Origin of the sequence: Streptomyces clavifer, from assembly GCF_036345975.1 — a bacterium.
Classification (GTDB): Bacteria; Actinomycetota; Actinomycetes; order Streptomycetales; family Streptomycetaceae; genus Streptomyces; species Streptomyces clavifer.
In genome coordinates this window covers 1,401,685-1,420,045 of sequence record NZ_CP107793.1, presented here as the reverse complement: position 1 = coordinate 1,420,045, position 18,361 = coordinate 1,401,685, and the positions used below count along the sequence as shown (strand labels likewise).

Genomic DNA, 18,361 nt, shown 5'->3' with positions numbered 1-18,361 from the left:
GGCGGGTAGGCTCGTACCAAGATGACAGAGGACCTCTCACCAGCTGAGCGATACCAGGCTTCTCGGGTCCGTGCGGCCGAGCAGGCCACGGCCCTCGGGCCCTTCCGCGAGATGTACGAGTTCGGACTGGACCCGTTCCAGATCGAGGCCTGCAAGGCACTGGAAGCGGGCAAGGGGGTGCTGGTCGCGGCCCCCACGGGGTCGGGCAAGACGATCGTCGGCGAGTTCGCGGTGCACCTGGCCCTCCGCCAGGGCCGCAAGTGCTTCTACACCACACCCATCAAGGCCCTGTCCAACCAGAAGTTCACCGACCTCGTCAGACGGTACGGCGCGGACAAGGTCGGACTCCTGACGGGGGACAACAGCGTCAACGCGGACGCACCCGTGGTCGTCATGACCACCGAGGTGCTGCGCAACATGCTCTACGCGGGCTCCCAGGCGCTCACTGGCCTCGGCTACGTGGTCATGGACGAGGTGCACTACCTCTCCGACCGCTTCCGCGGCGCCGTGTGGGAGGAAGTGATCATCCACCTGCCGGAGTCGGTGACCCTGGTGTCGCTGTCGGCGACCGTGTCCAACGCCGAGGAGTTCGGCGACTGGCTGGACACGGTCCGGGGCGACACCCAGGTGATCGTCTCCGAGCACCGGCCCGTGCCGCTGTGGCAGCACGTCATGGCAGGCCGTCGGATGTACGACCTCTTCGAGGAGGAGACGGACCACGGCGGCCGGGGCACCGGAAGGCGCGAGGTCAACCCCGACCTCGTCCGGCTCGCCCGGATGGAGAACCAGCGGGGCTACAACCCGCGGGAGCGCCGGCGCGGGAAGATGGTGCGCGAGGCCGACCGCGAGCGCGAGCGCCGTCAGCGCAGCCGCATCTGGACGCCGTCCAGGCCCGAGGTCATCGACCGGCTCGACGCCGAGGGGCTGCTGCCGGCCATCACGTTCATCTTCAGCAGGGCCGGCTGCCAGGCGGCCGTGCAGCAGTGCCTCCAGGCGGGTCTCCGGCTCAACGACGAGGACAAGCGCGGGCTGGTGCGTGAGATCGTCGAGGAGCGGACCGCGTCCATCCCCGGCGAGGACCTGCACGTCCTCGGCTACTACGAGTGGCTCGAAGGCCTGGAGCGGGGCATCGCCGCGCACCACGCCGGAATGCTGCCGACCTTCAAGGAGGTCGTCGAGGAGCTGTTCGTACGGGGCCTGGTCAAGGCGGTCTTCGCGACGGAGACGCTGGCGCTCGGCATCAACATGCCCGCGCGCTCCGTGGTGCTGGAGAAGCTCGTCAAATGGAACGGCGAACAGCACGCCGACATCACGCCCGGCGAGTACACCCAGCTGACCGGACGGGCCGGCCGCCGGGGCATCGACGTCGAGGGCCACGCCGTGGTCCTGTGGCAGCGCGGCATGGACCCCGGAGCGCTCGCCGGCCTGGCGGGCACCCGCACCTACCCGCTGCGTTCCAGCTTCCGGCCGTCGTACAACATGGCCGTCAATCTCGTGCAGCAGTTCGGGCGGCACCGTTCGCGCGAGCTGCTGGAGACGTCCTTCGCCCAGTTCCAGGCGGACCGGTCGGTCGTCGGCATCTCCCGGCAGGTCCAGCGCAACGAAGAGGGCCTGGAGGGGTACCGCGAGGGCATGACCTGCCATCTCGGGGACTTCGAGGAGTACGCGCGACTGCGCCGCGACCTCAAGGACCGGGAGACGGATCTGGCCAAGCAGGGCGCCGCCCAGCGACGGGCCACCGCCTCCTCGTCCCTGGAGAAGCTCAAGCCCGGTGACATCATCCACGTGCCGACCGGGAAGTTCGCCGGACTCGCACTGGTCCTCGACCCGGGGCTGCCCGCGGGGCGTACCAACGGACATCGTGGGCTGGAGTACCACGACGGCCCGCGCCCGCTGGTGCTGACAGCCGAGCGCCAGGTCAAGCGGCTGGCCCAGATCGACTTCCCGGTGCCGGTCGAGGCGCTGGAGCGGATGCGGGTGCCGAAGTCGTTCAACCCGCGTTCCCCGCAGTCGCGCCGCGATCTCGCCTCCGCGCTACGGAGCAAGGCGGGGCACCTCGACCCGCGACGCCACCGCAAGGAGCGGGCCGCGGCGGCCGACGACCGGGAGATCGCACGGCTGCGCACGGAACTGCGCGCGCACCCCTGCCACGGGTGCGACGAGCGCGAGGACCATGCGCGGTGGGCCGAGCGGTACCACCGGCTGCAGCGCGACACCCGTCAGCTGGAGCACCGGATCGAGGGACGGACGAACACCATCGCCCGGACCTTCGACCGGATCGTCGCGCTCCTGACCGAGCTCGACTACCTGCGCGGCAGCGAGGTCACCGACAACGGCCGACGGCTGGCGCGGCTCTACGGAGAGCTCGACCTGCTGGCCAGCGAGTGCCTGCGGGAGGGTGTCTGGGAGGGGCTGAACCCGGCCGAGCTGGCCGCATGCGTCTCCGCGCTGGTCTTCGAGGCGCGCCAGGCGGACGACGCGGTGGCACCCAAGCTGCCGTCGGGCCCGGCGAAGGCGGCGATCGGGGAGATGGTCCGCATCTGGGGCAGGCTCGACGCCCTGGAGGAGGACTTCAAGATCAGCCAGACGGAAGGGGTCGGCCAGCGCGAGCCCGACCTCGGCTTCGCCTGGGCGGTCTACATGTGGGCCTCGGGCCGGACGCTGGACGAGGTGCTCCGCGAGGCGGAGATGCCGGCCGGTGACTTCGTCCGGTGGTGCAAGCAGGTCATCGACGTGCTCGGCCAGATCGCGGCCGCCGCGCCGCGGGACGGGAGTTCGGTGGCGAAGAACGCGCACAAGGCCGTCGACGCGGTGCTGCGGGGCGTGGTGGCGTACAGCTCCGTGGGATGAGCCGGCGTTCCGCCGGGATGTGCGGACGCGGCGAACGAAGGAGTGGCCACCGGCGCGCCGAGCGCGCCCGTGGCCACTCCTCCGTGTGTCCTTCCGTCAGGTTTTCTTGCTGTTCTTCATCGAAAGTCCCGCGCAGGCCGCCCCCAGCACGATCGCCAGACCACCGACGATGACGTTGTTGAGGATGACGCCCATGTCCGGGCTCTGGCCCACGACCCACGTCGACACGACGAGCCACGCGCCCAGGGCGACGATGGCGATGCTCATCCCGGTCATCCGCTCGGGCATGGCGGTGAAGCAGAGTGCCAGCACGGCGATCGCGATTCCGATGACCAGGTTGTGTGTCACGAGGGAGGGCTGGCTCGCGGTGAAGTGGAGCACCCACGGCGAGACGGCGCAGTACAGACCGAGCAGGAACACCGGTGCGTCGGCGCCTGCCGTGGTGCGGCGTCCGCTGACCACACGGTCGTGGCGCGCCCGCATTTCTTCGGCATCGGGGTGGGCGGAGATGTCCCTCCCGGTGTGCGAGATGTTACTCATGAGGATGGTCTCCTTCGCACTTGCTGGAGCGGCCGCTGTCAGGATCACGGCCATCAGCTCTCCTGACCAGTGTGCTCTTATATGACCCTTATGTGTAGTTGTTCGGGTGGTCGAATCCTGCGGATCCGTCAAGGCGGAGGGCCAGGGACACCAGGTCGGCGGTTCGCAGGACCCGGCCCCCGTACCCCGGGAGCGGCACGTGGAGGTCACGCGTCCAGCGTTCCGGCACGGCGCCCAGGCCGTACACCGCTCCCGCCAGTCCGCCTGTGACCGCCGCCACCGTGTCGGTGTCGCCGCCCACGTCGACCGCCGCGGCGAGTGCGCTCTCGAAGCCGGACGTGGTGCGCAGTGCCCAGAGCGCGGTGCCGAGGCACGGCCACACCGCGCCGTTGAACTCGGTGGCGTCGTCCGGATGCCAGTCCGGTGCGAGCACGGCCGCCCAGCGGGCCCGGTGGGCGGGATGCACCTCGGCCAGGGCGGCCGGCACGGCGGTGAGGGGGTCGTCCCCGTCGAGGGCGACACGCACCAGCTCGTGAAAGACGGCGGTGCCCTCCCACGCCGCCCGGTCGCCGTGGGTCAGGGCGGCGATGCGGCGGGCGGCGTCCATGGTCGCCGTCCGACCCTGTCGCGCGAAGTACACCGCCGACGTGGTCGCCCGCATCAGTGAACCGTTGCCCGCGGCATGCGCGTTGATCTGGAAGTGCAGTGCGGCGGCCAGGTCCCAGGGGTCCCCGCTCGTCAGGACGTCCTCGGTCTGCAGCCCTATGTCCTTGGGTTCTGCGGCTGCCCACCGCCGGAACCGGGCGAACACGTCGGGGAGTTCGAGGCCGTCGTTGTCCAGGAGCGACTCCCCGACGAGCACGGCCATCTGTGTGTCGTCCGTGGCCTCGCCCGGATCCCAGCCGCCGCCCCCGCACAGCGTCCCCACGCCGTCCGGGAAGCGGGCGGAGAACACACCGGGCGCCCCGAACTCGAAGGGGGCGCCCAGTGCGTCACCGGCCGCGGAGCCGGTCACCGCCCCGGCCGCCCGGTCGCTCCGGGCCGCGTTGCCCGTGCCGTGCGTCCCATGGACGGGGCCCTCGGGGCCGGTTGTGCTCATACGGTCAGCGTACGAGCACAACCGGCCCCGCATCAGTGCGTCAGGCCGCCGGCATCAGGACCGTGTCGACGATGTACACCGTGGCGTTGGCCGTCGGGACGTTGCCGCACACGACCTTCGAGGAGTCGTTCACGGTGTACGACTTGTCCGAACCGGACGTCGTCAGCGGGGTCTTGGCCAGGGTGTCGAAGGAGCCCTTGTCCAGCTGCGCGGGCGCGAGCTTCTCGCCCACGACGTGCGAGGTGAGCACCTTGGTGAGCGCCGCCTTGTCGGCGAGCAGCTTGTCCAGGTCGGCCTTCGGGATCTTGGCGAAGGCGTCGTCGGTCGGGGCGAACACCGTGATGTTCTCGGCGCTGTTCAGGGTGTCGACGAGGCCGGCCTGCTTGACGGCGGCGACCAGCGTGGAGAGGGCCGGGTTGTTCGAGGCCGCCGTGGCGACCGGGTCCTGCGCCATGCCCTCGAAGGAGCCCGCGCCGTCCTTCGGGACCGTCGCGCAGCCCGGGCCGAACGGCTCGTCCATGGACGCGGGCGCGGTCTCCTCGGCCGGAGCGCTCGACGCGGCCTTGTCCGCACCGGAGCCCGACGCGGAGGTGTCGGAGTCGCCGGAGCACGCGGTCAGGGCCAGCGGCAGCAGGGCGGCGGCGGACACGGCGACGGCGACGCGGCGGAGGTGACGGGTGTTCATGGTGTTCTCCTGAATGGATTGTCGGTACAACAGGGGGAAAGGAGCGGGTGGTCCGGCGGGCCGGAGGGGTGGTCAGGTCACGTCGACCACCACCGAGTGCCATCCGGTCGCACCGTCGGGCACGGTGCCGACCCGCTCGTCGGTCTGGGTGGCGCCGGTACGGTCCGTCGCGCGGACCTCGAGGGTGTGGTGGCCGGTCGTGGCGGGCCACTCCCACACCCACTGGCGCCAGGTGTCGCGGCCGGCCTCGGCGGCGAGCCGCGCCGTGTGCCACGCGCCGCCGTCCACCCGGACCTCCACCCGGGCGATGCCCCGGTGCTGGGCCCAGGCGACGCCGGCGACCGGCACGGTCCCCGCACGCGGGGAAGCGAAGGGGCGGGGTGTGTCGATGCGTGACTGGGTCTTGACCGGAGCCTCGCGCGACCAGTCGCGCTTCACCCAGTAGGCGTCGTACGCGTCGAACGTCGTGAGCTCGATGTCCCGGATCCACTTGCAGGCCGAGACGTACCCGTACAGACCTGGGACGACCATCCGGACGGGGAAACCGTGGTCGAACGGCAGGGGTTCGCCGTTCATGCCGACCGCGAGCAGTGCGTCGCGGCCGTCCATGACCTCCTCGACCGGAGTGCCGATCGTCATGCCGTCCACGGAACGCGCCACGATCTGATCCGCCGGGCCGCCCTTCGACGGCGGCTTCACCCCGGCCTCGCTCAGCAGATCGGCCAGTCGTACGCCGATCCACCGGGCGGTGCCCACGTAGGGCCCGCCCACCTGGTTGGACACGCAGGTCAGAGTGATGTCCCGCTCGACGAGCTCACGTCGCAGAAGGTCCTGGAAGCCGAGGGTGACGGGGCGTGGGACCCCCTCGCCGTGGATCCGCAGCCGCCACCGGCCCGCGTCTACGCGGGGGACCACCAGCGCGGTGTCCACCCGGTAGAAGTCCTTGTTCGGAGTGACGAAGGAGCTCAGTCCCCGGATTCCCAGATCGGCGCCGTCCGGTATCGCCGGTGCGGGCGAGGCCGGCGCCGGGAGCGTGACTCCCTCGCGAGAGGCGGAGACCCCGGCCAGTCGGGACGCCTGGAGCCGACGGCCCAGGAGCCCCGCACCGGCCGAGGCCGCCGCTGCGGTGGTCGCCGCGACCACGAAGCCGCGGCGGTCGAAGGCGCCCTGCACCCCGCCGTCCGTCTCCCCAGCCGCGGGAGGCGGAACGGGTGCCGGGGCCAGCCGTGCGGCCAGGAGATACAGCACTCCCGCGGCCACCAGCGCGCCCACGACCGAAGGCAGCGCGTCGGCCGGGCGGCCTTCCGGCCGCCCGGCCGCGGCGACTGCCCCGACCACGCCGAAGACCAGTACGGCCGCAGCGCCGCTCCACCGGTGCCGCAGCGCGAGGACCCCCACCGCCATGGCGAAGAGCGCCAGGAGGACCAGGATCCCGAGCTGCAGGACCAGCTTGTCGTCGGTGCCGAAATTCCGTACGGCGAAGTCCTTGACGGCCGCGGGAGTGCGGTCGATGACCGCCCCGCCCACCGCCGTGACCGGACCCGCCTCGGGGCGTACGGCGGCCGCGACGAGTTCGGCGACGCACAGGGCCGTGAACCCGGCGATCAGACCGCTGAGCGCGGCGCACGAGGCACGTGCCCAGCGGGATCGCCGGGACCCGGAGGCCCCGTGCTTCTGCGAAACGTATCGGTCTGTTCTCACACCGGGAGTTCGACGCCGGGCGCCCGGCGGATTGGTCGCTCACTCGATCGAAGGAATTTCTCCGCACGGCCAATCCGCGGGCCGACCTGCACCGAATGACCTCTGAGCGGCTCTCCGGCAAGGCCCGGACGGCCGTGTGACACGAGGAGGAACACGCATGACGACGCAGCGGCGGCGCACAGCCGTGGTGGGCAGTGGGGTGGCGGGGCTGACGGCCGCGCATGTCCTGGGCAGGGCCAGGGACGTGACGCTCCACGAGGCCGACGAGCGCGTCGGCGGCCACGCGCACACCCACGACCTGACCGCGTCGGACGGCAGCACGCACTCCGTCGACTCGGGCTTCATCGTGCACAACCGGCGCACGTACCCCCATCTGCTCCGGCTCTTCGACGAACTGGGTGTGGCCACCCAGGAGTCCGAGATGAGCATGTCCGTGCGCTGCGAGGGCTGCGGCCTCGAGTACGCCGGTGCCCGGGGAGCCGCGGGGCTGTTCGCCCGGCCCGGTCTCGTCCTGCGCGGCCGGTACCTGCGGATGCTGGCCGAAGTGCTCCGATTCCACCGGGCGGCGCGGGCGCTCCTCGCCCAGGACCCCGGCACGGCGGTCATGACCCTGGGGGAGTTCGCCGCCCGTGGCCGCTTCTCCCCCTACTTCACGGCCCACTTCCTCACGCCGGTGGTCTCCGCGGTCTGGTCCTGCGATCCGGTGACCGCGACGCGCTACCCGGCCCGCTACCTGTTCCGCTTCCTGGACCACCACGGGATGCTCTCGATCGGCGGGTCCCCGGTCTGGCGGACCGTCACCGGCGGATCGCGCTCCTACGTCGACCGCGTCGTCAAGCAGGTCCACTCCGTACGCACGTCCACCCCCGTACGGGCCGTGCGCCGGCACGGCGACGGCGTGGAGATCGTCACCGAGGACGGCGCCACGCAGGAGTACGACGAGGTGGTCATCGCCACCCATCCCGACCAGGCGCTCCGGCTGCTCGCCGACCCCACCGAGGAGGAACGGCGCACACTCGGGGCGTTCCGCTACTCCCGCAACCCCACACTCCTGCACACCGACACCACCCTGCTGCCGCGCAGCCGGGGGGCCGCGGCCTCCTGGAACTACCTGATGCCGTCCTGCACGGCCGACGCCGACCGGGTCACCGTCAGCTACGACATGAACCGGCTCCAGCGGCTGGACGCCCCCGAGCGGTTCGTCGTCACGCTGAACGGCGCCGACCGGGTCGACCCGGACCTCGTCCGGGCCCGCATGGTCTACGAACACCCCGTCTTCACCACGGAATCGGTCGCCGCCCAGGCACGGCTGCCCGCCCTCTCCGGGCCGGTCACCGCCTACGCCGGGGCGTACCACGGCTGGGGCTTCCACGAGGACGGCTGCCGCTCCGGTGCCGAGGCGGCAGCCGCACTGGGAGTGACCTGGTGACCGGTGCCCTCTACCCGTGCACCATCACCCACGTACGGACCGCGCCCCGCACGTACTCCCTGCGGCACCGCACCTACCTGTGGCTGATAGACCCGGACCACCCGCCACGGCTGCCCGCCGTCCTGCGCCCGCTGGCCCGCTTCGACGCCCGCGACCACTTCGGCGGTACGGCCCCCACCATCCGGGCGGGTCTCGAACGGTTCCTCCGGGCCCGTGGGGTCGACCTCGCCGACGGCACCGTCACGATGCTCACCCAGGCCCGGGTGTTCGGCCACGTGTTCAACCCGCTGACCGTCTACTGGTGCCACCGCCCCGACGGCACCCCGCTCTGCGTGGTCGCCGAGGTGCACAACACCTACGGGGAACGCCACGGCTACCTGCTGCGCCCGGACGCGGCGGACCGGGCGGTGACCGGCAAGGACTTCTACGTGTCGCCGTTCTTCCCGGTGGACGGCCGGTACCGGATGCGGCTGCCCGAACCAGGCCCGCGCCTCGCCCTGACGATCCATCTGGAGCGTGAGGGCGGACGGCCGTTCACCGCGACCGTGCGCGGCACCCGGCGTCGTGCCACGGCCCCCCAGCTGGTCCGGCTGTTCCTGCGACACCCCTTCTCCACCGCGGTCGTCTCCGCCGCGATCCGGCTGCACGGCATCCGGCTGTTCCTGCGCCGGCTGCCCGTGCAGCCACGCCCCCGTCACCGTACCCAGGAAGGCATGCAGTGAAGGTGCCCACCTCTCCCATCCCGCCCGTAGCGCCCGGAGCGCCCTTCGCCCCGGCCCCCCGCGCCCCCGTCCCGGCGGCTCCCGCCCCGTCCCGCCCCAAAGGCGCGGACCCCGAGCGCTGGCCCGATGTCGTCGCCCTGCCCAGGGCGTCGGGAGCCAGGACCGCCGTGGCCGAACGGCTCGTACGGCGCGCCCTCGCCCGCCTTCCGCTGCGCGTCAGACTCGCGGACCGCGACAGCATCGGCCTGGGCGGACCACTGATGGACATCCGCGAACCCGACGCGTTCTTCCGCAGGCTCGGCGCGGGCGGGCTGATCGGCTTCGGTGAGTCCTACATGGCCGGCGAATGGGAGTCCCCCGACCTCGTCGGCGTCCTGACCGTACTCGCCGGGAACGCCGCCGGACTCGTCCCCGCACCGCTGCAGAAGCTGCGGCGGCTGTGGGCGCTGCGGCAGCCCGCGGCGCAGGCCAACACCCCCGAGGGCTCCCGCGACAACATCAGCCACCACTACGACCTGTCGAACGACCTCTTCGCCCTCTTCCTCGACGAGACCCTGACCTACTCCGCCGCCGTCTTCCGCGGTTTCCCGGCGGAGCGGGACCTCCTGTCCGCGGCCCAGCACCGCAAGATCGACCGGCTGCTGGACCAGGCGGGGGCCGGCCCCGGCACCGAGCTGCTGGAGATCGGCACGGGCTGGGGCGAACTCGCCCTCCGCGCCGCCGCGCGGGGCGCCCGCGTCACCACCCTCACGCTCTCCCGGGAACAGCAGGAGCTGGCCCGCCACCGGATCCGCGAGGCCGGCCACGAGGACCGGGTCGACGTGCGGCTCTGCGACTACCGCGACGTCACCGGGGAGTACGACGCGATCGTCAGCGTCGAGATGATCGAGGCGGTCGGTGAGGAGTTCTGGCCGGTCTACTTCCGGACCCTCGAGCGGTGTCTCGCACCGGGCGGGCGGATCGCCCTCCAGGCCATCACGATGCCGGACGACCGGATGCTCGCCAGCCGCAGCACGTACACATGGATCCAGAAGTACATCTTCCCCGGCGGGCTGCTGCCCTCCACCGAGGCGCTGGACCGCGTCACCACCGGCCACACGGGTTTGCGGATACAGCGGCGCGACAGCTTCGGCACGCACTACGCCGAGACCCTGAGGCTGTGGCGGGAACGCTTCGGGGAGCGGGCCGCGCAGGTCGACGCCCTCGGCTTCGACCTGACCTTCCGCCGTATGTGGACCTTCTACCTCGCCTACTCCGAGGCCGGATTCCGGTCCGGCTACCTCGATGTGCAGCAGATTCTCCTGACCCGTGAGGACCCCGCGTGAACACCACCACCGGCACCCCGGCGTGCGCCGCGCAGCGGATCGCGCCCGTCATCGAGCAGTTCCTCGGCGGCCCGCCGCCGGTCAGGATCAGGATGTGGGACGGCAGCGAGACCGGCCCCGCGGACGCGCCCACGGTGCACGTCCGTTCCCGCCGGGCGCTGCGCCGGCTCCTCTGGCAGCCCGGTGAGCTCGGTCTCGCCGAGGCCTACATCTCCGGGGACATCGACCTCGCCGACGACCTCGCCGACGGGCTCCGCGCGATGCGCCGTGCCTCGCGCGAGCAGGGCCTCAAAGCGCCCCGGCCCGGGCTCGCCGACCGTGTCAGGGCGGCCGGCACCGCCCTGCGCCTCGGGGCGGTCGGGCCGCGCCCGCCGGTTCCGGCGGCCCGCGCGGGGCTCCGCGGCGCGCTGCACAGCAAGGCCCGCGACCGCGCCGCGATCAGCCACCACTACGACCTGTCCAACGACTTCTACGCCCTGCTGCTCGACGAGACCATGGCCTACTCGTGCGGCTACTGGACCTCGGACGCCCCGGACTACGGGCCGGCCGACGCGCAGCGCGACAAGCTGGAGCTGATCTGCCACAAGCTCGGCCTGCGGCCGGGGGCGCGGCTCCTCGACATCGGCTGCGGCTGGGGATCCCTGACGCTCCACGCGGCGGCCCGGCACGGAGTCCGCGTCACCGCCGTCACCCTGGCCGCGGAACAGGCAGCGTACGTACGCGGCGAGGTGAGGGCCCGCGGCCTGGAGGACCTCGTGGAGGTGCACCGCTGCGACTACCGCGACGTCGCAGGCCTGCCCGGCTTCCAGGGCGGGTACGACGCCGTGTCCACGGTCGAGATGGGGGAGCACGTCGGCGACGCCGAGTACCCGGCCTTCACGGCGCTGCTGCACGCGGTGCTCCGGCCGCAGGGGCGTGCCCTGGTCCAGCAGATGTCCCGCGGTTCCACCGCCCCCGGCGGCGGGGCCTTCATCGAGTCGTACATCGCACCCGACATGCACATGCGTCCGCTCGGCGAGACGGTCGAACTCCTCGAAGGCGCCGGACTCGAGGTCCGCGACGTCGAATCCATGCGTGAGCACTACGTGCTGACGGTCGAGGCGTGGCACCGCACCCTGGAGGAGCGCTGGCCCGAGTTCGTGGCCCTGGTCGGCGAGGAGACCGCCCGGGTGTGGCGGCTCTACCTGGTGGGCGGTGCCCTCGCCTTCGAGGAACGGCGCATGGGCGTCGACCAGATCCTCTCCGTGCGGCCCGGCGCGGGAGGTTCGGCCGGAATGCCGGCCTCCCGGCACGGCTGGTACACGGAGCCGGGCACGGTGCCCGCGCAGCGCGGGGACGGCGCGGCCACCCCCGCGGACGGGGCCGACCGGGACAAGGGGGCCGGACGGTGAACGGCTTCGCATGGGGGGCCTTCGGGCTGAACCTGGCAGCGGCGGCGGGCGCCGCCCTCGCCGTCATGCTCGTGACGTTCCTGATCGCCCTGCGCAAGCGCCTGCACCGGATCGTCGACGTGGCCTGGGGTCTCGGCTTCGCGGCCGTCGCCCTCGTCCCGTACGCGATGCCGGGCGACCACGGGGACGGTACGACCCGCCTCCTGGTGACCGCGCTGACCGTCGTCTGGGGCCTGCGGCTCGCCGTGCACATCGGCCGGCGCGGCCGCGGCCACGGGGAGGACCCGCGGTACGCGGCCATGCTCGCCAAGGCGCCGGGCAACCCCGACCTGTACGCCCTGCGGAAGGTGTACCTGCTGCAGGGGGCACTGGTCTGGCTGATCTCCCTGCCCGTGCAGGCCGCGTCCTACCTGACCGGACCTCCGGGCGGGTGGGCCTGGGCGGGGACCGCGCTCTGGGCGGTGGGGATCGGCTTCGAGGCGGTGGGCGACGCTCAACTGGCCCGCTTCAAGCGCGATCCGGCGAACAAGGGCCGGATCATGGACCGGGGGCTGTGGGCCTGGACCCGCCATCCGAACTACTTCGGCGACTTCTGCGTCTGGTGGGGACTCTTCCTCATCGTCTGCACCGCGCCCGCGGTGGCGGCGGCGACGCTGGTGTCCCCCGTCGTGATGAGCCTCCTGCTGACCAGGGGCAGCGGGAAGGCACTGCTGGAGCGGCACATGGAGGGCCGGCCCGGGTTCGCGGAGTACCGGGCCCGCACCAGCGGCTTCTTCCCCCTGCCGCCGGGCACGGTCCGGCACGGCTGACCTCATGACGGTGCCCCGGCCCGCAGGGCCGGGGCACCGTCATGAGAGCGCGGGTCAGGCCTTGGGGAAGTCCATCAGCGCAACGGGTGGCGTGGTCGGCTGCTTCGATCCGCCCGCGGGCTCGACCGTGATGCCCATGCCGGAGGCGCCGTCCACGGGCCCGTCCAGCAGCACCGTGTCGTCGGTCGCCGACGGGTCCATCAGCCCCGCCGAGCGCATGCTCCCGTCGTCGTTGAACCACAGCTGGTAGACCTTGCCGCCGGGCGGCCGGTCCATGTCGGAGGCCAGGAACACCGCGCGGTTCACGCTCGGCGAGACGACGACCGCGGCCCGGGCACCACCCTCCAGTGCGCCCGAGCTCGTCCTCGCGTCCGGAGCCGCCAGCACCCGGGCCAGCTGCTCGTTCTGCTGCCGGGCCTGGGCCGCCTCCTCCTGGGCGTTCCGTGCGACCTGGTTCTGCCACACGGCGACCCCGCCGAAGGCGGCAGCGGCGGCGACGCACGCGGCGAGGGCGTACGTCGACCAGCGCCCGGCCCGCCCCGCCGGGGCACCGGAGCGCCCGCTCCGGCCGTGGGACGGAGCCTCCTGCCGTACGGTCGTGATCTCCCGCAGCACCCGCTCCCGCATCGCGGGCGGAGCGACGACGGACACCGCGAGGCCGAGCCGGGCGGCGGTGGCGGACAGCTCCCGTACCTCCTGGGTGCAGGCCTCGCAGGCCCCCAGATGGCGCTCGAACGCGAGGCGCTCGTCCTCCGGCAGCGCATGCAGGGCGTAGGCCCCGGTGAGCGTGTGCAGCTCGGCCGTGCTCATGCGTTCACCCCCAGGCAGTCGCGCAGCCGGATCAGCCCGTCGCGCAGCCGTGTCTTGATCGTTCCCAGCGGTACGGACAGCAGTTCGCCGACCTCGCGGTAGGTCAGCCCGCGGTAGTACGCCAGGGTCACCGACTGCCGCTGGAGCTCGGAGAGCGTCCGCAGACAGCGTCGGACCTGTTCCCTCTCGAGCCGGGTCTCGACCTGTTCCGACACCTCGTCGAAGTCCGGCGTGCGGTCGAGCAGCGCGGCCCGGTGCTCCCGCGCCGCCGCGGCCTCGGCCGACCTGACCCGGTCCACCGCGCGGTGGTGGGCCAGCGTCAGCACCCAGTTCATGGCGCTGCCGCGCGACGGCTGGAAGCGGGGGGCGGTGCGCCACACCTCGACGAGCACCTCCTGAGCCACCTCCTCGGACTGGGCCGGATCACGCAGGACGCTTCGCACCAGGCCGAGGACAGGTCCGCTGACCTGGTCGTACACCTGGGTGAAGGCGTCCTGGTCACCGCGGGCGACCAGGACGAGCAGCTCCTGCAGATCGGGCCCCGGCGAAGGGGCCCCACTGATGTGTACGGCTTCTTTCACGCGGACGTTCCTCCCGGGGCACGCATCTGCTTCCTGGGATGATTCGGAGCCGACAACGCTGCGGATTGGTCGATGGGCCGAAATCCTCGCACGAACCTCGCACAGCCGTGCCCACCCCGTGGGCGAGTCAGCCGGGCACCGGCGCGCCGTCCTTCCGCCGTCGCGCGGAGCGGGCGCCCGATCCCCTGGCCGCCCGGACGGCGAGGAAGACCGACAGGCCGATCGGCGCGAGCAGAACGGTGAGCACGAGCAGGGGCCCCATCACGAACGGGGACACCCCCAGTCGCCGTGCCTCCAGGAACATCCACTGCCCGAGCAGCAGGTCCCAGGCGATGACCTGCGCCCAGACGGCCGCGGCGCCGTTCGCCAGGCCGGTGAGTTCGCGGAAGGTGTCGATGTCCGGGCTGCTCACAGCGGCCCAGAGCTCGGGGAACACCGGGGCGGCCAGGACCGCGTAGAGGGTCAGCAGAGGCAGCACCGTCAGGGGTGAGGCGGCGACTCGGGCGGTGACGCGCCGGGTCGGCGCGAAGATCATGAGCAGCCAGAACGGCGCGGCCAGGAAGAAGGTGATCTCGAAGAGTGCACCGGTCATGACACAGGCTCCTTGTCGAACGCGTCGGCTGCCGTGAGGGACGTGGCCGGCCGCAGCGCCGCGAAGGCGCCGGCCGCGGTGGCGGCGAGGATCAGGGCGGCCGCGGTGAGCGTTGCCCCGTCGGGGTGGACGAGTGGCTGGCCGCGCAGCGCCTGCCAGGCGACCAGGGCGACGACCGCGGCGTACGCGCCCGAGGCGACGAGCACCAGCCGCAGCCTCACGCGCGGGTCACGCAGCCGGTCGGTCCGGGGCGCGAGAAGGATCAGGGCGAGCAGGAACAGCGGGAGCGCCTGCAGTGCGTGCATGCCGATGAAGTGCGGGATGCGCAGATCGCCGCCGGTCGTCGACCAGCCCGTCAGCGGCATGGAGGGCCCACCGTCCGGTACGCCGACGGAGTGCGCGCCGATCACGTCGGCGCCGTCCAGATCGCCGGCCGCCCGCTGCTGGGCCGAGGGCTGCGACATCAGGAATCCCACGCCCGCGCCCACCAGGGCGATGAGCACCCCGGACCGCACGGCCCAGGCGGAGGCGCGGTCGGCGATGCGCGAACGGAGCAGCAGCACCGCGATGGCGAGGGTGCCGGCCCACAGGACCACGACGGTGACGGCCATCGCGTTGTAGAGCATCGCGTCGAACGGCGTCTCGTAGTTGAAGTGGCTGCGCTTCCCCCGGACCACCTGTCCGGTGATGAGCACCATCTCGCCCAGGCAGGCCAGCGCGACGACGGTGCCGGCCCACCAGCCGGCCCGCCGGCCGCGGGTGAGCAGTGTCAGCATCCACGCCAGGGTCAGTGTGTACGGCACGAACGAGACGGCGAACTTGAACGGCTTGGCCCAGATCGGCGCTCCCGCGACGACCCGGTCGTCGACCAGGAGCCCCAGTGCTCCGACGACGGCCATCACGGCCATCGAGGCGGAGAAGAGGACTAACGGCCGGTGCCACGTGCGCCATGAAGACATGGATACCCCCAGAACCATTATGGATAGTAGTGCTGTCCACTATCCGGTAGGGGTACTATGAGTGACGAGGGTCGGCCTGGCAAGCTCCGGAGGATGAACGCACAGTGCGCATCGGTGAATTGAGCCGCAGGTCCGGGGTCCCGGTACCGACGGTCAAGTACTACGTACGCGAGGGCCTGCTGCCTCCCGGCCGGCTGACCAGCCCGAACCAGGCGAGCTACGACAAGGGGCACGAGAACAGGCTTCGGCTGATCCGCGCCCTGCTCGACGTCGGCGGACTCTCCCTCTCGGCCATCGCGGAGGTGCTGGGCGCGGTCGACGATCCGGCCCAGCCGGTGCACAAGGTGCTCGGGGTCGCGGCGAAGCGCATCACCCCGGCGGAGGGCGACGAGGTGGGGCCCGAGCTGATCGACGCCCGCGAGGACGTGGCCGCGCTGCTGGAGCGGCGCGGCTGGCGGGCCGAGGCGGACTGCCCGGCGGGCCAGGCGCTGGCGGGGGTGCTGGCCGCTCTGCGCAGGGCCGGACACGGCGGCTTCGTCGAACTGCTCGACGTCTACGCGGACGCCGCGGAGCCGGTCGCCCGGGCGGACCTCGACTACGTCGGACGGCGGGTCGCCCGCGAGGACCTGGTGGAGAGCGTGGTCGTCGGTACGGTGCTCGGCGAGGCCATGTTCGCGGCGCTGCGCCGCCTCGCGCACGTGGACGCGTCCGCCCGCGCGTACCGGGACGAGGGCGGACAGGGGTGAGAACGGCACGGAGCCCGGTCGCCGTGGTGGACGGTGACCGGGCTCCGGGTGCGGGGGTGGGTGCGGCGCTAAGCGGCGCTCTCCTGCTCCCGCTCCACCTGCTCGTTCCACTCGCGCTTGACGGCGCGCCAGGCGTCGTCGTTCTGGCCGAGGCGCCAGTAACCGGAGATCGACAGCTGCCGGGGCGGGATCCCGCGCTCCAGTCGCAGGTGCCGGCGGATCTCCTTCACGAAGCCCGCCTCACCGTGGACGAAGGCCTGCACCTCGCCCTCGGGGAAGTCCAGCCCCTTCACCGCCGCGGTGAGTGCCTCGCCGACCGGACGGTCGCCGCGGTGCAGCCAGGTCACCTCGACCCCGTCCGGCGTCACGATCTTCTGCTCCTCCGAGGCGTCGGACACCTCGACGAAGGCGTGCACCACCGCGCCCACCGGCATCTGCTCCAGCGCGGCGGCGATCGCCGGAAGTGCGCTCTCGTCGCCGGCCAGCAGGTGCCAGCCGGCCGAAGCCTGCGGCCCGTACCCGCCGCCGGGGCCCAGGAAGGTCACCTGGTCGCCGACACGGGCCCGGCTCGCCCACGGCCCCGCCAGCCCCTCGTCCCCGTGCACCACGAAGTCGATCGCCAGCTCGCGGGCGACGGGGTCCCAGGAGCGCACCGTGTACGTGCGGGTGGTGGGCCACAGCTCGCGCGGGTACTCCTCACGGATCCTGGCCATGTCGAAGGGGTGTGCGTAGTCCGCGCCCTCAGGGGCGAAGCACAGCTTCAGGTAGTGGTCGGTGAAGCCCTCCAGGGTGAAATCCGCCAGACCGTCGCCGCCGAGGACCACGCGCACCATGTGCGGGGTGATCTGCTCGGTGCGTACGACCTGCGCTCCCTGTGCCGTAGGTGCCTGCCGTGCCGGCCGCTCTGCCACGAGGTTCTCCCTGCTTCCGACCTCTACGAGGCTCCACTTACTTAGGTATACCTAAGCTAGCATCTTCACGCCTGGAGCGTCAGGAGCAGGCGTTGCAGGGAGCCGCCCAGGCCCCACCGGGCCGCCAGGGCCTCAAGGGCCTCGGGGTCCCGGGGCTCCCGGGGGAGCGCGGGGTCGAAGCCGGGCAGCGGTACGTCACCGGCGACGCGGACCACCTTCGGTGCGACCGCCACGTAGTCCCGCGCCTCGTCGAGCCGCCTGCGCTGCGACGGGGTCAGCCGGGCCGCGGGATCGTCCACCGCGGCCATGATCCCGGCCAGGTCGCCGAACGCGTCCAGCAGCTTCGCCGCCGTCTTCTCGCCGATGCCGGGCACCCCCGGCAGGCCGTCGCTCGGGTCCCCGCGCAACAGTGCCAGATCGACGTAGCCCGCCCCGTCGACGCCGTACTTCTGCCGCAGCCAGGCCTCGTCCGTCACCTGGAGCGTCCCCACGCCCTTCAGCGGGTACAGCACCCGCACCTCGCGGGCGTCGTCGACCAGCTGGTAGAGGTCCCGGTCCCCGGTGACGATGTCGACCGGCCCGGTGGCCCGGCCGGCCAAGGTGCCGATCACGTCGTCCGCCTCGTACGGGGAGACGCCCACCCGGGCGATGCCGAGGGCGTCCAGCACCTCCTCGATGACCGGGACCTGCGGGGAGAGCGTGTCGGGGGTCTCCTCCTCGTCGGGGACGCCCGCGGGAGTCTCGGCGGCGACCCGGTGCGCCTTGTACGTCGGGATCAGTTCGACCCGCCAGTGCGGGCGCCAGTCGGCGTCCATGCAGGCGACCAGGTCGTCCGGCCGGTGGTCCTGGACGAGCCGGGCGATGAAGTCGAGCAGCCCGCGCACGGCGTTGACCGGTGTGCCGTCCGGTGCGCGCACCGAGTCCGGCACGCCGAAGTAGGCGCGGAAGTAGAGGGAGGCGGTGTCGAGGAGCATCAGGCGTCGCGTCACACCCCGATGATGCCGCACCCCTCCGACACGGCCGCCGCGGACGCCGCGGTTCCAGGGCCGGCGGGCCGTGAAGGGTGAGCTGGATCACACATGTGTTTGGGTGGCGTAAGTGGGGGCAGGCGCGCCAATGGAGCGGACCACGTCCATTTTGCAACTGATGTACGTGTTCTGCGGACCGGATCCGCACCGCTCCTCGGTCTGCCGGCGGGGGTGGCAGACCGT

At 72.3% G+C, this 18,361-nt stretch carries 17 protein-coding genes; 7 read left to right on the top strand and 10 right to left on the bottom strand.

Annotated elements, in window-relative coordinates; all coding sequences use genetic code 11:
* Nucleotides 1-21 precede the first annotated feature (21 nt).
* Nucleotides 22-2,850, top strand: a complete 2,829-nt coding sequence (locus tag OG927_RS05910; protein WP_056786555.1) for a DEAD/DEAH box helicase — start codon at nt 22-24, stop codon at nt 2,848-2,850.
* 96 nt (nt 2,851-2,946) lie between these two features.
* On the opposite strand, the gene OG927_RS05905 is transcribed toward OG927_RS05910, so the two are convergent.
* From OG927_RS05905 to OG927_RS05890, 4 genes are all read right to left on the bottom strand, one after another.
* Complete coding sequence (locus OG927_RS05905; RefSeq protein WP_056787492.1) at nt 2,947-3,390, bottom strand: SPW repeat protein; 444 nt, start codon at nt 3,388-3,390, stop codon at nt 2,947-2,949.
* An 88-nt stretch (nt 3,391-3,478) separates the two neighbouring features.
* Nucleotides 3,479-4,489, bottom strand: coding sequence for an ADP-ribosylglycohydrolase family protein (locus OG927_RS05900; protein ID WP_079099356.1), 1,011 nt, complete (start codon nt 4,487-4,489; stop codon nt 3,479-3,481).
* A 40-nt stretch (nt 4,490-4,529) separates the two neighbouring features.
* Nucleotides 4,530-5,174, bottom strand: coding sequence for a fasciclin domain-containing protein (locus OG927_RS05895; protein ID WP_056786560.1), 645 nt, complete (start codon nt 5,172-5,174; stop codon nt 4,530-4,532).
* A 72-nt stretch (nt 5,175-5,246) separates the two neighbouring features.
* Nucleotides 5,247-6,782 carry a molybdopterin-dependent oxidoreductase gene (locus OG927_RS05890; protein WP_056787498.1) on the bottom strand — a complete coding sequence of 512 codons (1,536 nt, stop codon included), beginning with the start codon at nt 6,780-6,782 and terminating at the stop codon, nt 5,247-5,249.
* A 250-nt stretch (nt 6,783-7,032) separates the two neighbouring features.
* Here OG927_RS05890 and OG927_RS05885 point away from each other — a divergent pair, with 250 nt between their 5' ends.
* Genes OG927_RS05885 through OG927_RS05865 form a run of 5 tightly spaced genes read left to right on the top strand, consistent with a single transcriptional unit; the run spans nt 7,033 to nt 12,551 of the window.
* Nucleotides 7,033-8,304: an NAD(P)/FAD-dependent oxidoreductase gene (locus OG927_RS05885; RefSeq protein ID WP_056786563.1), complete on the top strand. Its 1,272-nt coding sequence runs from the start codon at nt 7,033-7,035 to the stop codon at nt 8,302-8,304.
* Nucleotides 8,301-9,026: a DUF1365 domain-containing protein gene (locus tag OG927_RS05880; protein WP_107103184.1), complete on the top strand. Its 726-nt coding sequence runs from the start codon at nt 8,301-8,303 to the stop codon at nt 9,024-9,026. Before OG927_RS05885 ends, OG927_RS05880 begins: the two co-directional genes overlap by 4 nt.
* A 2-nt stretch (nt 9,027-9,028) precedes the next feature.
* Complete coding sequence (locus tag OG927_RS05875) at nt 9,029-10,351, top strand: class I SAM-dependent methyltransferase (protein WP_372450646.1); 1,323 nt, start codon at nt 9,029-9,031, stop codon at nt 10,349-10,351.
* Entirely contained in the window at nt 10,348-11,742 is a 1,395-nt protein-coding gene (locus OG927_RS05870) for an SAM-dependent methyltransferase (protein WP_124282881.1), read from the top strand. Before OG927_RS05875 ends, OG927_RS05870 begins: the two co-directional genes overlap by 4 nt.
* A complete protein-coding gene (locus OG927_RS05865) occupies nt 11,739-12,551 on the top strand; it encodes a DUF1295 domain-containing protein (protein WP_330319807.1) in 813 nt (270 codons plus the stop codon). The genes OG927_RS05870 and OG927_RS05865 overlap by 4 nt, the downstream gene beginning before the upstream one ends.
* A gap of 54 nt (nt 12,552-12,605) precedes the next feature.
* Here OG927_RS05865 and OG927_RS05860 read toward each other — a convergent pair whose 3' ends face one another.
* The 4 genes from OG927_RS05860 to OG927_RS05845 all read right to left on the bottom strand — a co-directional run bounded on the left by OG927_RS05860 (nt 12,606) and on the right by OG927_RS05845 (nt 15,442).
* Nucleotides 12,606-13,361, bottom strand: coding sequence for an anti-sigma factor (locus OG927_RS05860; protein WP_056786575.1), 756 nt, complete (start codon nt 13,359-13,361; stop codon nt 12,606-12,608).
* Nucleotides 13,358-13,942, bottom strand: coding sequence for a sigma-70 family RNA polymerase sigma factor (locus OG927_RS05855; protein WP_056786578.1), 585 nt, complete (start codon nt 13,940-13,942; stop codon nt 13,358-13,360). Before OG927_RS05855 ends, OG927_RS05860 begins: the two co-directional genes overlap by 4 nt.
* A 127-nt stretch (nt 13,943-14,069) precedes the next feature.
* Complete coding sequence (locus OG927_RS05850; protein WP_124282882.1) at nt 14,070-14,534, bottom strand: ABA4-like family protein; 465 nt, start codon at nt 14,532-14,534, stop codon at nt 14,070-14,072.
* A complete protein-coding gene (locus tag OG927_RS05845) occupies nt 14,531-15,442 on the bottom strand; it encodes a hypothetical protein (RefSeq protein ID WP_199862752.1) in 912 nt (303 codons plus the stop codon). The genes OG927_RS05850 and OG927_RS05845 overlap by 4 nt, the downstream gene beginning before the upstream one ends.
* 155 nt (nt 15,443-15,597) lie before the next feature.
* Between OG927_RS05845 and OG927_RS05840 the strand changes: the two genes are divergently transcribed.
* Nucleotides 15,598-16,239 carry a MerR family transcriptional regulator gene (locus OG927_RS05840; RefSeq protein WP_330319806.1) on the top strand — a complete coding sequence of 214 codons (642 nt, stop codon included), beginning with the start codon at nt 15,598-15,600 and terminating at the stop codon, nt 16,237-16,239.
* A 68-nt stretch (nt 16,240-16,307) separates the two neighbouring features.
* Here the strand turns inward: OG927_RS05840 and OG927_RS05835 are convergent, their stop codons facing one another.
* Together OG927_RS05835 and OG927_RS05830 are read right to left on the bottom strand one after the other, a co-directional pair.
* On the bottom strand, nt 16,308-17,150 hold the full coding sequence (locus OG927_RS05835; protein WP_124282884.1) for a siderophore-interacting protein: 843 nt from the start codon (nt 17,148-17,150) through the stop codon (nt 16,308-16,310).
* A gap of 65 nt (nt 17,151-17,215) precedes the next feature.
* Nucleotides 17,216-18,124, bottom strand: coding sequence for a 5'-3' exonuclease (locus OG927_RS05830; RefSeq protein ID WP_056786593.1), 909 nt, complete (start codon nt 18,122-18,124; stop codon nt 17,216-17,218).
* Nucleotides 18,125-18,361: the final 237 nt, after the last annotated feature.

Bases quoted from the DNA above. Each gene is read 5' to 3' on its own strand.
- OG927_RS05895 (WP_056786560.1), bottom strand. From the start codon at position 5,174: ATGAACACCCGTCACCTCCGCCGCGTCGCCGTCGCCGTGTCCGCCGCC.
- OG927_RS05905 (WP_056787492.1), bottom strand. From the start codon at position 3,390: ATGAGTAACATCTCGCACACCGGGAGGGACATCTCCGCCCACCCCGAT.
- OG927_RS05850 (WP_124282882.1), bottom strand. From the start codon at position 14,534: ATGACCGGTGCACTCTTCGAGATCACCTTCTTCCTGGCCGCGCCGTTC.
- OG927_RS05845 (WP_199862752.1), bottom strand. From the start codon at position 15,442: ATGGCCGTGATGGCCGTCGTCGGAGCACTGGGGCTCCTGGTCGACGAC.
- OG927_RS05900 (WP_079099356.1), bottom strand. From the start codon at position 4,489: ATGAGCACAACCGGCCCCGAGGGCCCCGTCCATGGGACGCACGGCACG.
- OG927_RS05910 (WP_056786555.1), top strand. From the start codon at position 22: ATGACAGAGGACCTCTCACCAGCTGAGCGATACCAGGCTTCTCGGGTC.
- OG927_RS05830 (WP_056786593.1), bottom strand. From the start codon at position 18,124: ATGCTCCTCGACACCGCCTCCCTCTACTTCCGCGCCTACTTCGGCGTG.
- OG927_RS05860 (WP_056786575.1), bottom strand. From the start codon at position 13,361: ATGAGCACGGCCGAGCTGCACACGCTCACCGGGGCCTACGCCCTGCAT.
- OG927_RS05885 (WP_056786563.1), top strand. From the start codon at position 7,033: ATGACGACGCAGCGGCGGCGCACAGCCGTGGTGGGCAGTGGGGTGGCG.